The organism is Nocardiopsis sp. CNT312 (assembly GCF_000515115.1).
Lineage (GTDB): Bacteria > Actinomycetota > Actinomycetes > Streptosporangiales > Streptosporangiaceae > Nocardiopsis.
In genome coordinates this window covers 249,809-262,866 of the sequence record NZ_AZXF01000005.1, presented here as the reverse complement: position 1 = coordinate 262,866, position 13,058 = coordinate 249,809, and the positions used below count along the sequence as shown (strand labels likewise).

General features: G+C 70.5%; 15 protein-coding genes and 1 CRISPR repeat array. Of the genes, 3 read left to right on the top strand and 12 right to left on the bottom strand.

The annotated features are described in order from the left end of the window. Nucleotides 1–422: 422 nt before the first annotated feature. Complete coding sequence (locus B042_RS0101385) at nt 423–1,022, top strand: TetR/AcrR family transcriptional regulator (RefSeq protein WP_028646717.1); 600 nt, start codon at nt 423–425, stop codon at nt 1,020–1,022. 673 nt (nt 1,023–1,695) lie between these two features. On the opposite strand, the gene B042_RS0101380 is transcribed toward B042_RS0101385, so the two are convergent. From B042_RS0101380 to B042_RS0101355, 6 genes are all read right to left on the bottom strand, one after another. Then, the gene (locus B042_RS0101380; RefSeq protein WP_028646716.1) at nt 1,696–2,067 is read right to left on the bottom strand and encodes a hypothetical protein; all 372 of its coding nucleotides are present in this window, start codon (nt 2,065–2,067) and stop codon (nt 1,696–1,698) included. 92 nt (nt 2,068–2,159) lie between these two features. Beyond that, entirely contained in the window at nt 2,160–2,633 is a 474-nt protein-coding gene (locus tag B042_RS0101375; RefSeq protein ID WP_028646715.1) for a hypothetical protein, read from the bottom strand. Between the two features lie 573 nt (nt 2,634–3,206). After that, nucleotides 3,207–3,413, bottom strand: a complete 207-nt coding sequence (locus B042_RS0101370) for a hypothetical protein (RefSeq protein WP_028646714.1) — start codon at nt 3,411–3,413, stop codon at nt 3,207–3,209. Then, the gene (locus B042_RS0101365) at nt 3,410–3,646 is read right to left on the bottom strand and encodes a hypothetical protein (protein WP_028646713.1); all 237 of its coding nucleotides are present in this window, start codon (nt 3,644–3,646) and stop codon (nt 3,410–3,412) included. Before B042_RS0101365 ends, B042_RS0101370 begins: the two co-directional genes overlap by 4 nt. 1 nt (nt 3,647) lies before the next feature. Further along, nucleotides 3,648–3,944, bottom strand: a complete 297-nt coding sequence (locus tag B042_RS21620) for a hypothetical protein (RefSeq protein ID WP_036553536.1) — start codon at nt 3,942–3,944, stop codon at nt 3,648–3,650. Next, nucleotides 3,941–4,126 (bottom strand): hypothetical protein, encoded by a 186-nt coding sequence (locus B042_RS0101355; protein ID WP_036553535.1) that lies wholly within the window; start codon nt 4,124–4,126, stop codon nt 3,941–3,943. Before B042_RS0101355 ends, B042_RS21620 begins: the two co-directional genes overlap by 4 nt. A gap of 217 nt (nt 4,127–4,343) precedes the next feature. Here B042_RS0101355 and B042_RS0101350 point away from each other — a divergent pair, with 217 nt between their 5' ends. Together B042_RS0101350 and B042_RS0101345 are read left to right on the top strand one after the other, a co-directional pair. Further along, nucleotides 4,344–5,189: a DUF5753 domain-containing protein gene (locus tag B042_RS0101350; RefSeq protein WP_028646711.1), complete on the top strand. Its 846-nt coding sequence runs from the start codon at nt 4,344–4,346 to the stop codon at nt 5,187–5,189. 8 nt (nt 5,190–5,197) lie between these two features. Then, complete coding sequence (locus B042_RS0101345) at nt 5,198–5,395, top strand: DUF397 domain-containing protein (RefSeq protein ID WP_028646710.1); 198 nt, start codon at nt 5,198–5,200, stop codon at nt 5,393–5,395. A 212-nt stretch (nt 5,396–5,607) separates the two neighbouring features. Continuing rightward, nucleotides 5,608–6,185: a CRISPR direct-repeat array (repeat unit 29 nt; unit sequence GTGAGCCCCGCGCACGCGGGGATGGACCC). Nucleotides 6,186–6,190: 5 nt separating this feature from the next. Here B042_RS0101345 and mnhG read toward each other — a convergent pair. From mnhG to B042_RS0101315, 6 genes are read right to left on the bottom strand one after another with little or no spacing between them, the layout of a single operon-like run. Beyond that, on the bottom strand, nt 6,191–6,574 hold the full coding sequence (gene mnhG, locus B042_RS0101340; protein ID WP_028646709.1) for a monovalent cation/H(+) antiporter subunit G: 384 nt from the start codon (nt 6,572–6,574) through the stop codon (nt 6,191–6,193). Further along, nucleotides 6,571–6,888 carry a monovalent cation/H+ antiporter complex subunit F gene (locus B042_RS0101335; RefSeq protein WP_028646708.1) on the bottom strand — a complete coding sequence of 106 codons (318 nt, stop codon included), beginning with the start codon at nt 6,886–6,888 and terminating at the stop codon, nt 6,571–6,573. The genes mnhG and B042_RS0101335 overlap by 4 nt, the downstream gene beginning before the upstream one ends. Then, nucleotides 6,885–7,496, bottom strand: coding sequence for a Na+/H+ antiporter subunit E (locus B042_RS0101330; RefSeq protein WP_255342271.1), 612 nt, complete (start codon nt 7,494–7,496; stop codon nt 6,885–6,887). Before B042_RS0101330 ends, B042_RS0101335 begins: the two co-directional genes overlap by 4 nt. Further along, nucleotides 7,493–9,163, bottom strand: a complete 1,671-nt coding sequence (locus B042_RS0101325) for a Na+/H+ antiporter subunit D (protein WP_028646706.1) — start codon at nt 9,161–9,163, stop codon at nt 7,493–7,495. The genes B042_RS0101330 and B042_RS0101325 overlap by 4 nt, the downstream gene beginning before the upstream one ends. Continuing rightward, nucleotides 9,163–9,993, bottom strand: a complete 831-nt coding sequence (locus B042_RS0101320) for a Na(+)/H(+) antiporter subunit C (protein WP_028646705.1) — start codon at nt 9,991–9,993, stop codon at nt 9,163–9,165. The genes B042_RS0101325 and B042_RS0101320 overlap by 1 nt, the downstream gene beginning before the upstream one ends. Continuing rightward, complete coding sequence (locus B042_RS0101315; RefSeq protein ID WP_051415386.1) at nt 9,990–12,938, bottom strand: Na+/H+ antiporter subunit A; 2,949 nt, start codon at nt 12,936–12,938, stop codon at nt 9,990–9,992. Before B042_RS0101315 ends, B042_RS0101320 begins: the two co-directional genes overlap by 4 nt. Between the last annotated feature and the right edge of the window lie 120 nt (nt 12,939–13,058).

The window sequence follows — 13,058 nt, the reverse complement described above, 5'->3', positions numbered from 1 at the left end:
CCAGTGGTGTGAACGGTCACCACCGTGGCACGGTGGTGCGGCGTTCCGGGGCGGTGGTGCGGGGTGGGGGTTCGGGGGCCCGGGAGTCGGATTCGCCCGACGCTTTCGGTCGGCGGAATCCACCGGGCGGGAAAAGGAGCACCGTTCGGCGGCATAACACCGCCAGGGAGGCGATACACGCGTAGAGCACCGTCTTCCTCCGTGGAGGCGGTTGCCATCGCTCAGCGGTCCTGCAATACAATTCCGCCTCAACACGTAGCACGGGTGCTTCGAGCCCTTGGCCGTGCTCGAAGCACCCGTGCCCCTGAAGTTCACGGCCACAGACTTCCCGCTGCCCGGCTTCCTGTGAAGCGTTTCGGGACTAGGGTCCTTATGGTCCCACGTCTCATGGAAAGCCGGGTTTCCACTCGATAGGGTCGCCCATGCACCACCCTCCGGATACACTCCACGCCCGCAAACGGCGCAAGGCCAGGGCCGCGATCGTCTCGGCCGCCTTCCGGCTTTTCGCTGAGCACGGATTCGACAACGTTACTGTCGCGGCGATCGCCGAACACGCCGAAGTGGGGCGAACCACCTTCTTTCGCTACTTTGGCGACAAACAACAGGTGGTGTTCGCCGACACCGCGGACGAGGTGGACCGCGTGTGCGCCCACATCCGCGAGAAGTCGCCGCTCCCGGCCGGCGACGACCTGTCCGCCGCCCTCTCCCTGCTGAGGGAGGCCGGCGCGGCGGCCCGGCCCCCCGCCGACCAGCCCTACACCCACGCGGCTGTGCTGTCCCGGCTGATGAGGGAGAGTCCCGAACTGCGGTCGCGCCACCTGCTCCTCCAGCAGCGCCGGGCGGACCGGATGGCCGACGCGCTGATGGAGAGGGGCGTTGTCGAGGCGGCCGCGGTGGTCGCCGCCCAGACCGCCACGGCCTGCGAGCTCGCCGCCATGCGGCTCTCCGGTGGACCGGAGGACGTCTCCGCCCGCCTGGAGGAGGCCTACGAACTGCTGGGGCCGCTCCTCGAGTCACCTTGATCCGGTCCTCACGGGCGGCAGCGCCCGACCGGCTGCCGGGCGGGCCCCTCCGTCCGGACACCCCTACGGGGCGGCGGGAACGCGTGACTCCCGCCCCGCGGTCCGCGCGTTCTCGCCAGGACGGGCCAGGACACGGGAAGCGTTCCGCTCGGCGTGGGCGGCGGCCCCGCACTCCCCCAGTCTGCGAACTCGGCTCGGGAGACCCGGTTGAGGCAGTCGGGGCGCCCGCACCCGGTGCACTCGCGGCAGGGAGTACACGGGATCCGCGCACACGGCCGGGACACCGGCCCCGTGCGCCTTGGAGACGGTGAAGCCTGTGAGCTGGGTGAAGGCCCGGGAGCGGAGCGCGACCCGTGGGGACCGCGGAGGAAGGACCGCGCTCCGAGACCTGCGCGGTGCCGGGAGCGCTCTCGGCACCGCGCTCGCGGGAGCGGTGAACCTGCTGGACCCACGGGCGGTGGTCGTGGGCGGCGAGCTTGCGACCCTGGCCCCCCGGGTGGTGCCCCCGTTGGGGGAGGAGCCCTCCCGCCGGACCGGGGGGCCGGGACCGCCCGGTCTCGGCCCCCCGGCTCGGCGGAGGGCCCGCTGCTCGGCGCCGCCCACCCGGTGGTCCGCGCCGTGCTCGACGATCCGGCGTGTGTGACCGAGCGGAAGCTGAGCGCGGTGGGTCGGATCAGACCTCCAGAGCCTCCTCGATGCCCTTGAGACGGTGGCGGGCCAAGGCGAGGTTGCTCCGGGACCGGTCCAGCGCCAGGTACAGGAACAGTCCCTGCCCCTTGCGGTCGGTGAGGGGGCGGATGACGTGGTACTGGTTGGAGAGGGTGATGAGGATGTCCTCAAGGGTCTCGTTGATCCCCAGTTGGTCCATGGTCCTCATCTTGGCCCTGACCACTTCTGTGTTCCCGGCCGCGGCCACGTTGAGGTCGAGCGAGCTCGTGGCGCTGAGGGTTCCCAGAGCCATTCCGCTTCCGTAATCGACGACGGCGGCTCCGAGAGCGCCTTCGATCGACATCATGTCCTTCAAACCGGTTTCGATATTCGGCATGTCCTTCTCCCTATTCGGTGTGGTTCGGCGCAGAGCGGGGCGCTGCGCCATCCAGCGGCGCACGGTCGGCCGCAAGTGGAACCGGAAACCGCTCACGCGATCACCGCTCCGGTCCTCGGCCGATCGACCGAGAGCGATCTGAGGCCTCCCAGCACGCGTTCGAGCAGCGCCCGGTCGACGGTGGCCGCGGGGCGCACCGCGGCGCGCCCGCGGTCGCGGCGGGCCGGTGGCAGGCGGGCCGTGCCCGCCAACCCGCGCAGTTGTCGCAGAGCGAAGCCGAGGTGCCCCCGACTGCGCTCCATCCGCACCTGAACACAGAGGTCAGAGCCCTTCAGAACGGCGAGCAGCAGATAGTGGCCGCCGTCGGTGACGACCAGGTCCTCCACTGCCTCAGCGTCGTAGAGAGGACCGTTGTCGATGGCCCGGAGGAGTGCTACCGAGTCCGTGGTCCGGTCCTCGGCCCCAGCGCGGGCCACGGTGCCGCCCGTCCGCCAGTCGACGAGACAGACACTGCACACTCCAGGGGTCTGGAGCATCTCCTGCATCTCCTGGTCGATGGTGAGCACCTCGGCTCCTCAAAGGAAGAAACGAGCGACTGGCGTCGGCCCGCGGCTGAACGGTTCCGGCCCACAAACGGCCTCTACGGATGCCATGAACCCTAGGTGGGTCACGGGGGAATCGCAGAGATTTCGTGACTTTTCGTTTTTTCTAACAAAAAACATGGGGGTTTCATTGAAGAATGAGAGGCTTGATGGGTGAATGTGCATTCAAGTGCGGAGAGAAGGGATTTCATGCGTTAAAAGGACCATCGTCGCTCTCTCCGGCGGTCCGGGGCCTTCGCGTGCCGACGTGCCCGAAGCCCGGGGCGGGACGGTCGGCCCGGGCTTCGGCCTCCTTGGTCCCGAACCGGGCACCGTGTCCGGTCCTCACCGTGTCCGGACGGGCGCGGCGGTCCGCCACAGGACGGGGCCGCCCCCGCCTCGGCGAGGGGTGCCCCCCGCCGAGGACGCACCAGCACGCGAGCAGTACCGGCCTGCTCCCCGCGCACTCGGGTATGGGGTTGACCCCTGCACTGGTGCAGGGGTCGGCGTGTGGGCTCCGGCCCCGGGCGGGGGAGTGCCCGGGGTCGGAGCGGCTTGTCAGGTGCCGTGACGGCAGCGCTGGGCGAGTCGGGCGCGGAGTGTGGCGGTGTCGGGTGCGGTGATCTCCTCGAAGGCATCGCCCGGGCCCGCCCAGCCGGGCGGGCGGTGGGCCACGTAGGTCACCGTGCCGTCGTCGGCGGTGCGGGTGGTGAGCACCCACGCCCCGCGCTGGATCTGGTCCAGGGCGTGTTCCAGGGCGGTCACGTNGCCNNCNCCTTNCCCAGGTGTTCCAGGGGCGAGGTCCACACCAGCGGCGGCCGGTGCGGGTCGGGGCGGTCGGTGACCGCCACCCGGGTGAGGTGGCCGCGGGTGGCGGCGTAGACCGCGCGCCCCTCCAGGTTGGGTCCCAGGTAGCGCAGNNCNGCCCCGTGNCCGCGCGCCCAGGCNGNGAGNTCGGCCAGGGTGGGCAGCTCGGCGATGTCGCACACGTGGTTCATGTCAGACCACCCGCTGGATGGAACGCGCGGTCTGCTCCGTCGCGGGCTGCGGCTTCCCGGAGGGTCGGGGGCTGGTGGCGTAGGCCACCGGCAGGCGTGAGAGCGCGCCGTCGACCATGTCCAGCGCGCCGACCAGGTCGCCGCTCGCGGCGGCGTAGCCCAGGGCGCGGCAGGCCACCGCGCCCCGGTCGCGGACCAGTTCGAGGTAGGGCAGGTGGCCGTCGGCTCCGCCGGGCGGGGACACGTCCAGGGCGTCGCGTACGGCGGCGAGCAGGTCGTCGGTGGTGATGTCGATCATGCGGCCGCCCCCCGGTCGAGCAGGAGACGGACCGCCAGCGCCAGCGGCGCGAGGTCGCCCGCCGGGTGGGAGACGTAGAGCCGCACGCGGGAGGAGCGGCATCGGCGGCGGGACAGACGCTCGGCGGCGCGGTGACGGACCAGCGCTAGGGCGGACGGGTGCAGGTAGCGCAAAGCGCACACCTCCAGGGGTCGTGCCGGATGGGAGGTCCGGCGGGATCGCTTAGGTGACTCCATGCTGACCCATCGCAGTCGAATCTGCAATATCCAAGCAAGGTGAATAATAAGATTCTCTTGGAATAGTCGACTGATGTGAATGGTGCGAGGAATGTCGGATTTTCATGCACGGAGCGTAGGATCGACACCAGGACGACCCTCCAACCGAAGGAGCGCGGACCTCTTGTCAGCGAGCCCCACGCTGCGACGCAGGCGCCTCTCACGCCAGTTCGACCTGCTTCGGGCGAAAAGCGGCCTGACCGTGGAGGCCGCTGCGAAGGCAGCCAAGAAGCTCCGCCCCGACCGCCCGTGGTCCGCCGCCAAGATCACGCGTCTTGAGAACCGCGACTGGAAGCGCTTCCACACCGACGATGTGCTCACCCTGCTCGACGTCTACGAGGTGACGGACAAGGCCGAGCGCGCGTCCTATGTGCAGACCGCCACCGAGGCATCACAAACGGGATGGTGGGTGAACTACTCCGATGTCCTGGGCGCGGGCATGTACGTGGACCTGGAGACGGAAGCCATCCGGCTCCGCACCTACGAGGCGTTCTACATCCCCGGCCTGCTACAGACCGAGGAGTACGCCCGCGCTGTGATCAGAGCAGGCGTGAGTGACGAACGCGAGATCGAGCGACGGGTCGAGGCACGCATGATGCGCCAGAACCTGATCGGCCCTGACGGTCCACGACTGTGGGTGATCCTCGACGAGGCCGCTTTCCACCGCGTCCCCGCCGACGTACTCCCTGGCCAGATCCAGAGGCTTCTGGACGCTCAAACACCCGATGCGCGCGTGCAGATCCAGATCCTCCCCTACTCGACTGGCCCTCACGCCGCGATGACCGGCCAGTTCGTGATCCTAGACTTTCCATCAGACCCGTCCACGGTGTACCTGGAACAGTCCATGTCAGGGCTGTTCCCCGAGGACCCCGTTGTTCTGGAGCATTACGAGATGCTGTATGACCGCGTGCACTCCCAGGCGCTCAGCGTCGATGCCTCTCGCGCGTTCATGCACGACCTGATCGAGTAGAGGACACCATGTTTACCGACCCATCCCGCCTGCGATTCCGCAAGTCGTCCTACTCCAGCGCACGCGGGGAGAACTGCGTGGAGATCGCCGAACTTCCCGGTGGCGCAGCCGTTCGCGACACCCAGAACCGCGAGGCGGGGCACCTGGCGTTCCCCAACTCTGAATGGGTGGCCCTGCTGTCCATAGCGCGGAACCGCAACCTGTAGCACAAACGACGGAACCCCCAGTCGATAAGACCGGGGGTTCCGTCGTGCTTACCTAAGCAATCCCGAGCCGAGTCTATCGGCCAGGGCGGCGAGCGGCCAGGTGCCGAGCCTATAGGGCTGCGTGCGAGAGCCCGGGGCGATACGGTTGAGGTCAGGCCACACAGCCGATATCACAAGAAGATAAAGCGCTGCGTTGTTCCAGGTCGTTAAGGGTGAGCCCCGCGCACGCGGGGATGGACCCTTCCGCCCCGCTACCGACAAGCCTTCTACGGCGTGAGCCCCGCGCACGCGGGGATGGACCCGACACCAAAGCAGCGGCGTCCCAGGCCGGTCAGTGAGCCCCGCGCACGCGGGGATGGACCCCCACCGTGCCCGACGTGCTGCGCATCCTGGACGTGAGCCCCGCGCACGCGGGGATGGACCCCCACCGTGCCCGACGTGTTGCGCATCCTGGACGTGAGCCCCGCGCACGCGGGGATGGACCCGCTCGGCGTCTCGGCGGGAGCGGTAGTCGTTGGTGAGCCCCGCGCACGCGGGGATGGACCCGTGAAAGGGCGGTGGGTTCGGCCCCCGGGGGAGTGAGCCCCGCGCACGCGGGGATGGACCCAGGCGAGGTTCCGCAGCACCTGGTCGTCGTGGGTGAGCCCCGCGCACGCGGGGATGGACCCAGCCCCAAGGCGGCCCGCGACTACATCGAAGGGTGAGCCCCGCGCACGCGGGGATGGACCCGCGGATGGAGGCATGTCCGCACGGAAAGCGTGGTGAGCCCCGCGCACGCGGGGATGGGCCCACCGCTCAGGACGGCTCGTCGGCGCGCCGCCGCTCCAAGTGTTCGGCGAGCTCGTCGGTGACCAGCAGGTCCTCCCGGATCCGCCCCGAACGGTAGGCCACCCGGGCCGCGATGTGGCCGGCGACGGGCACCGTCATGATCTGGAACAGACCCACTAGGAGCAGGGTGCCCACGTTGAACACCCCGGTCTCCACCGGGGCGATGCGCAGACCGATCCCCACCAGGACGAGGAGCAGCCCGAGCACCTGGGGCTTGGCGGCGGTGTGCATCCGCGAGAGCAGGTCGGGAAAGCGCACCAGGCCCACCCCCGCGACCAGGGACAGCAGCGCCCCCGCCACAAGGCACAGCACCGCGATCCAGTCCAGCACCGCGATCATCTGATCGCTCACGGGGTCCTCCCCTCAGCGTCGCCGCCACGGGGACCGGCCGCCCCCGGGTGCTCGTCGAGGTGGCGGCGGACCACGAACATCGAGATGGCGATCGAGCTGACGAAGCCGACGAGGGACAGCACGAGGAGGATCGGCAGCACCGACGGGTCGCGGTTGAACGCGGCGTAGGCGCCGATCCCGGTGAGGGAGGAGGCCATCAGCACGTCGACCGACAGAGCACGGTCGAGGATGCTGGGCCCCAGCATGAGCCGTGCCGTGCCGAGCAGGGCGGCGACCCCGAGCAGTACGGCGATGGTCGTCCACAGGGCGCTCACGGGCCCTCCCCTCCGGTCGAGGCCTCCAGGTCGGCGATGTCCCGGCGCGTGCCGATGGCGCGCACGATCCGCTCCTCCAGCTTCAGAGCGGTCCGGCGCGCCCGCTCGGCCCCCTCGCGGTCGACCGCGCCCAGGACGTGCAGGTAGAGCACCCGTTCGGGGTGCCCCACCTCGATCACCACACTCCCGGGGATCACCGAGAGCAGGACCGAGGTGCACACGAGCATCAGATCGGAGTCACTGCGCAGGTGCACAGCGATCACTGAGCTGCGCACGGGCGGCCCCGGGGTGAACACCTGGCGGCTCACCTGGAGGCTCGCCCTGACCAGGTCCGCGAAGAAGCGGGCGATCAGGCGCAGCGTGTTCCACGGCCGCAGACGGAGCCCGGAGGCGACCGGGGGCAGGGGGAACAGCACCATGATCAGTACCGACACCAGGACCCCCAGGACCAGGAGGCCCAGTGACTCCTCGCGCAGCCGGAAGCCGTTGAACAGCAGCATCCACACGAGTGTCATGCTCGCCACCGAGACCGGTTCGACCTTGCCCAGGCGGCGGCGCAGCGACCGCAGGCGCTCGGGGCCGCGCGGGGCTGTGCGTCTCCAGGTCACCGCTCACCTCCGAGAACCGCGTGGATGTAGGGGGTGCGGGCCGTGAGGTCGGCGGCGGCCTCGGACGAGTAGGCGATGAGCGGCCCCGCGAACACCGTCAGCGAGAGCCCCATGGCGACCAGGGCCATGGTGGCGCCGGTCATGCTCCGGGGCAGGACCACCGAGGTGACCACGCGCGCCCCCGCCTCCGCTTCCGCGTCGCCCAGCCGGGACGTGGGGCCGACCGCCTCCTCTGGCCCGAAGGCGGATGTGGAGGTCTCCTCCGTGTCGTCCTCGCTCTCCTCCAGCACCGTCCCGGGCTCGGCGACCATGCCCTCCGCGGGGGCCCGCCAGAACGCGTAGTTCCACACCCGCGCGATGACGTAGAGCGTGAGCAGGCTCGTGACCATCGACGCCACGACCAGCGTGTAGGCCATCGGCGTCCCCTCCTGCACACCGGCCTGGACCAAGCCGAGCTTGCCGAGGAAACCGGACAGCGGCGGGATGCCGCCCAGGCTCATCGCCGGGATGAAGAACAGCACGGCCAGCACCGGCGCGATCCGTCCCAGCCCACCGAGGTCGTCCAGCGAGGTGGACCCGCCGCGCCGCTCGATCAACCCCGTGATGAGGAACAGCGTGGTCTGGACGGTGATGTGGTGCGCGACGTAGAACACCGCCCCGGCCAGCCCCAGCTCGGTGCCCAGCGCGACCCCGAACAGCATGTACCCGATGTGGCTGACCAGGGTGAAGGAGAGCAGCCGCTTGATGTCCTTCTGCGCCACGGCTCCCAGTGCGCCCATGACCATCGTGGCCAGCGCTACCCACAGCAGCAGCGTGGTGATGTGGGTGATGGGGAACAGCAGTGTCTCGGTGCGGATGATCGCGTACACGCCCACCTTGGTCAGCAGGCCGGCGAACACGGCGGTGACCGGGACCGGCGCGGTCGGGTAGGAGTCCGGCAACCACGCCGACAGGGGGAACACCGCGGCCTTGACCGCGAACGCGATGACCAGCAGGACCTCCAGCACGAGCCGCAGTTCGGAGGGGATGTGCCACAGCCGCTCGGCCAGCAGCGCCATGTTCACGGTTCCCGTCGCCCCGTAGACGAGCCCGATCGAGATGAGGAACAGCACAGAGGAGAGCAGCGACACCACCACGTAGACCGCTCCCGCCCGCATCCGGGCCTGGGTCCCCCCCAGGGTCAGAAGCACATAACTGGCGGTCAACAGGATCTCGAAGCCCACGTACAGGTTGAACAGGTCTCCGGCCAGGAAAGCGTTGGAGACGCCGGCCACCAGGATCAGGTAGGTGGGCTGGTACACCGACAGGGGAGCCACCTCGGCCTTGCCCGCCATGCCCTGTCCGATGGAGTACACGAGCACGGCCAGGGTGATGGCCGCCGACACCGTCACGAACAGGGCGGAGAGCCGGTCGGCCACCACGGTGATCCCGAGCGGTGCCTCGAAGCCGCCCAACTGTACGGCCAGCGGACCGAAGGTGTCGGCTCCGCGCATGAGCAGGAGGCCGATGGCCAGGACCGCGGCGAGCGTGGCGACGCTGATCCACCGCTGCAGGAGCGGTCTGCGGATGCCGAGCGCCAGTTTCACCCCCGCGGCGAACAGCGGCAGGACCACCGGCAGCGGGACGAGGTGGTGGACGATGGCGGAGAAGAGAGGTCCGTCGAGCATCAGTCGTTCCCTAGCAGTTCGCTGTCCTCGGCGCGTGCCAGGCGTTCCCGCTCGGCCCTCATGCTCTGGCGCATCTCCCGCCGCTGGGCGCGCACCCGGCGGCGCAGCTCCCGCCAGAGCTCGCGTTCGGCGGCACGGTCGGCGCGGCGGTGCTCCCGCAGCCGCCTGCGACCCTGGCGGATGCGCCTGCGCAGCTCCGCCACCTGTTCGACCATGTCCTGTGTGCGGTCGGTCAGACGACGCACCGTCTCCTCGGAGCGCTCGTCGGCCCCCCGCTCCTCCGTGTCCGCCTCGATCCGGGCGAGCTCGGCCTGGGCCGCGGCGATCTCGGCCCTGATCCGGGCCTGCTCCGCCAACTCCTGGGCGTCGGCGGCGGCGATGGCCGCCTGGAGCTCGGCCCGTTGGGCGCGGATGTCGGCCTGCAACCGGTGGCGTTCGCGCCGGTAGCGCCTGCGGACGGCCTGGGCACCCTCGCCCCGGACGATGCGCAGGTCCTCGGCGTCGTCCTGTACCTCGTCGTTGCCCTCCAACTGCCAGTTCCGGTAGGCCATGGCGAGCAGGAACGCGGTGACGCCGAGAGTGATGACGATGGCGGTGAGGATCATCACCTGGGGCAGGGTGTCGTACATCCGGTCCGGTTCGGTCAGCCAGAGGATCGGCGGCCCTCCGGCCTCGCCGCCCACGGCCAGGATCATCAGGTTGACGCCGTTGCTCAGCACGACGAACCCCAGGAGCACGCGGGTCAGGCTGCGCTCCAGTAGGAGCACCACGCCGACCGCGACCATGACGCCGACGACGAGGACTAGGACCAGGCTCGGGGTGTCGTTCACGGTGTGACCTCCTCCGCCGTCTCCGCTTCCCGGTCCCGCTCGGCGGCGTGCGTGGCGTCCCGCTCCACCTGTTCGTCGATACGGGCGCCCAGGCTGCGCAGGATGTCCAGGACCAGACCGACCACCAGCAGGTAGACCCCCAGGTCGAAGACCAGGCCGGAGGTCAGGTGCAGGTGTCCCATGAGCGGGACGTGCAGGTCCAGCGCCGCGCCGGACAGGATCTCCTCGCCGAGGAACGGTCCGGCCAGGGCCGTTCCGGTGGACAGGGCCAGGCCGGTGCCGATGAGGGCGCCGGGCTGGAGCCAGGCCGCAGCGTAGAGCTCGAACCGGCCCCCCGCGAGGTAGCGGACCGTGAGGGCGAGCCCGGCCAGAAGCCCTCCGGCGAACCCGCCGCCGACCGCGGAGTGCCCGGTCAGCAGCAGGTACACCGAGATCACCATGACCACGGGGAAGAGGAAGCGGGAGACGACCTCGAAGATCAGGGAGCGCCGCTCCGTGGGCAGGGCACCGGCGCTGGGCAGCCACTTGCGTCCGGGCGCGGGCCTGAGGTGCATCGAGCGCGGTGCCGTCCGGAGGCCGCTGAGGTCGATCCCCCCGTCGCTCGGGGCCGGGGGAGGGGTGGTGTGGGACAGCGGCCGGGTCCTGCGGTTCACCTTTGGCTGGGAGCGGCGCCGCACGAACATCAGGCTGGCGACGCCCGCCGCTGCGGCGGCGAGGACGGAGATCTCCCCCATCGTGTCCCACACGCGTACGTCGATCAGCAGGACGGCCACGATGTTCTCCCCGCCCACCTCCTCGGCCAGGTGCGCGAAGCCGCCGGAGACGGTCTCGTCCCGGCGTCCGGCGAGCGTGAAGTAGGTCATGCTGGCGACGAGCGCTCCGGTGGCCGCACCGATCAGCAGGTTCCACATGCGGCGCCCGCGCAGTGCCGGGGTGGAGAAGCGGGCGGGCAGGCGGCGCAGGACCAGCACGAAGACGAGGATGCTCACCGTCTCCACGAGGAACTGGGTGAGCGCGAGGTCCGGCGCGCCCTGGAGGAAGAACAGCACCGCGCATCCGTAGCCGGTCATGCCCACCAGGACGACCGCGAACAGGCGGCGCCGTACGAACAGGGCGGACAAGCAGGTGAGGATGATGATGGCCGCCGGGATGATCTGCACCGGGGTGTCCATCGCGCGCACGGGCGGTGCGGGCAGCTCCCACAGGCGGCCGCTGACGATCGGCCATCCCGACACGGCCACGACGCTGACCAGGATCGTGCCGAGGTAGACCGGCAGCGAACCGCGCTGTGTGCGGCCGGTGACCTGGAGGGCGAGGTCGTCCAGGCTCGCGAGCATCCGGCGGTAGACGCGGTCGGGGTCGACGAGGGCCGTGCGCGCGCTCAGCCACACCACGCGGCGGCGCGCGGCGTGCATCGCGTACCCCAGGAGCAGGCACAGTGCGGACAGCAGGAGCGGCACCCCGAACCCGTGCCACAGCGCGAGGTGGGTCTCGTGGGCCCCCGGCGCCAGGGGGACGGTGTCGGCGTACACGGCCAGGAACGGGTCCGTGAGCCCCGAGCACACACCGCCCAGGAGGCCGAGTGCGGCCAGGACCGCCGGGGGGCCCAGGAACAGCGCGCCGGCGGGGTGCACGGGGGTCTCGGGCACCCCCTCCTTCACCGTGAAGGCGCCCCACAGGAAGCGCAGGCTGTAGGCGACGGTGAGGGTCGAGCCGACCACCAGGCCGATCAGGACGGCGGTGTCCGCGGTGCCCCCGCCGGTGAACGCCCCGAAGGCCAGCTCCTTGGCGGCGAAGCCGAGGAAGGGCGGCAGGCCCGCCATCGACGCCAGGGCCGCGACGGAGATCCACAGGAGGGCGGGGGAGGAGGTGCGCAGCCCGGACAGCTCGCGCAGGTCGCGGGTGCCCGTCGTGTGGTCGATGACGCCGACCACGAGGAACAGGGTGGACTTGAACAGGGAGTGGGCGATCAGGGCCGCGATCCCGGCGAGCGCGGCGGCGCGTGTCCCGGCGCCCAGCAGCACCACGAGGAAGCCGAGCTGGCTGATGGTGCCGTAGGCCAGGACGAGCTTGAGGTCGAACTGTCGCAGGGCCTTCCAGCCGCCGAGCACCATCGTGACCAGCCCGAAGGCCACGGCCGTCCACTGCCAGGCGGGGACGTCGTGGAAGGCGGGGGTGAGGCGGGCGACCAGGTAGACCCCGGCTTTGACCATCGCGGCGGCGTGCAGGTAGGCGGAGACCGGGGTCGGGGCGCGCATGGCGGCGGGGAGCCACAGGCTGAACGGGAACAGCGCCGACTTGGACATGGCGCCGACCATGACGAGCACCAGCGCGACGTTCACCGCTGTGCCGCCGGGCGGCGAGGCGACGAGTTCGGAGAGCACGAAGGTGCCCGCGGACAGGCCCAGGACGACGATGCCGACGAACATGGTGAGGCCGCCGGCGGTGGTGACCGTCAGAGCGGTCATGGCGGCGCGGCGGCTCTCCTTCTGCTCGGTGCTGTGCCCGATGAGCAGGTAGGAGAAGACCGTGGTCAGCTCCCAGTAGATGAAGAGCTGGATGAGGTCGTCCGCCAGGACCAGGCCGAGCATGGCCGCGGCGAAGGCGGTGAACACCCCGGCGAACCGCCCGAGCCCGGGTTCGGCGTCGGTGAAGTAGCGCGCACAGTAGGCGAGGACGAGTGCGCCGACACCGGTGGCGACGAGGGTCATCACCAGGCTGAGCGCGTCCATGTGCAGGCCCAGCCGCAGGGAGAACTGTGGTGCCCAGACGGTGGAGGCCGTGAACGTCCCACCGCGTGCGACGGAGGGGACGAGCGAGAGCGCCCAGAGTGCGGTGGCACCCGGAACGAGGGCCAGCATGAGGAAGGCGTTCCGTCCCCATCGGCGTACGAGCAGGGGTGCCAGTGCCGCGGCGGTGAAGTGTGCGATCAGGGCGATGGTCAAGACGCTCCTCCCCGACGGGGCGGTGACGGCTGTGGCCGGAGCGCGCCGTGAGTCCCTGGCACGGGCCCTGCGCACGGCGTGGGCCGGGTGCGGAGCGCCACTGCTGAAGGCTCGGCGGGG

What these genes read in the sequence shown, in the direction of transcription:
- B042_RS0101325 (WP_028646706.1), bottom strand. Translation starts at nt 9,163, where the DNA reads ATGCTCGACGGACCTCTCTTCTCCGCCATCGTCCACCACCTCGTCCCG.
- B042_RS0101385 (WP_028646717.1), top strand. Translation starts at nt 423, where the DNA reads ATGCACCACCCTCCGGATACACTCCACGCCCGCAAACGGCGCAAGGCC.
- B042_RS21620 (WP_036553536.1), bottom strand. Translation starts at nt 3,944, where the DNA reads ATGATCGACATCACCACCGACGACCTGCTCGCCGCCGTACGCGACGCC.
- B042_RS0101345 (WP_028646710.1), top strand. Translation starts at nt 5,198, where the DNA reads ATGTTTACCGACCCATCCCGCCTGCGATTCCGCAAGTCGTCCTACTCC.
- B042_RS0101380 (WP_028646716.1), bottom strand. Translation starts at nt 2,067, where the DNA reads ATGCCGAATATCGAAACCGGTTTGAAGGACATGATGTCGATCGAAGGC.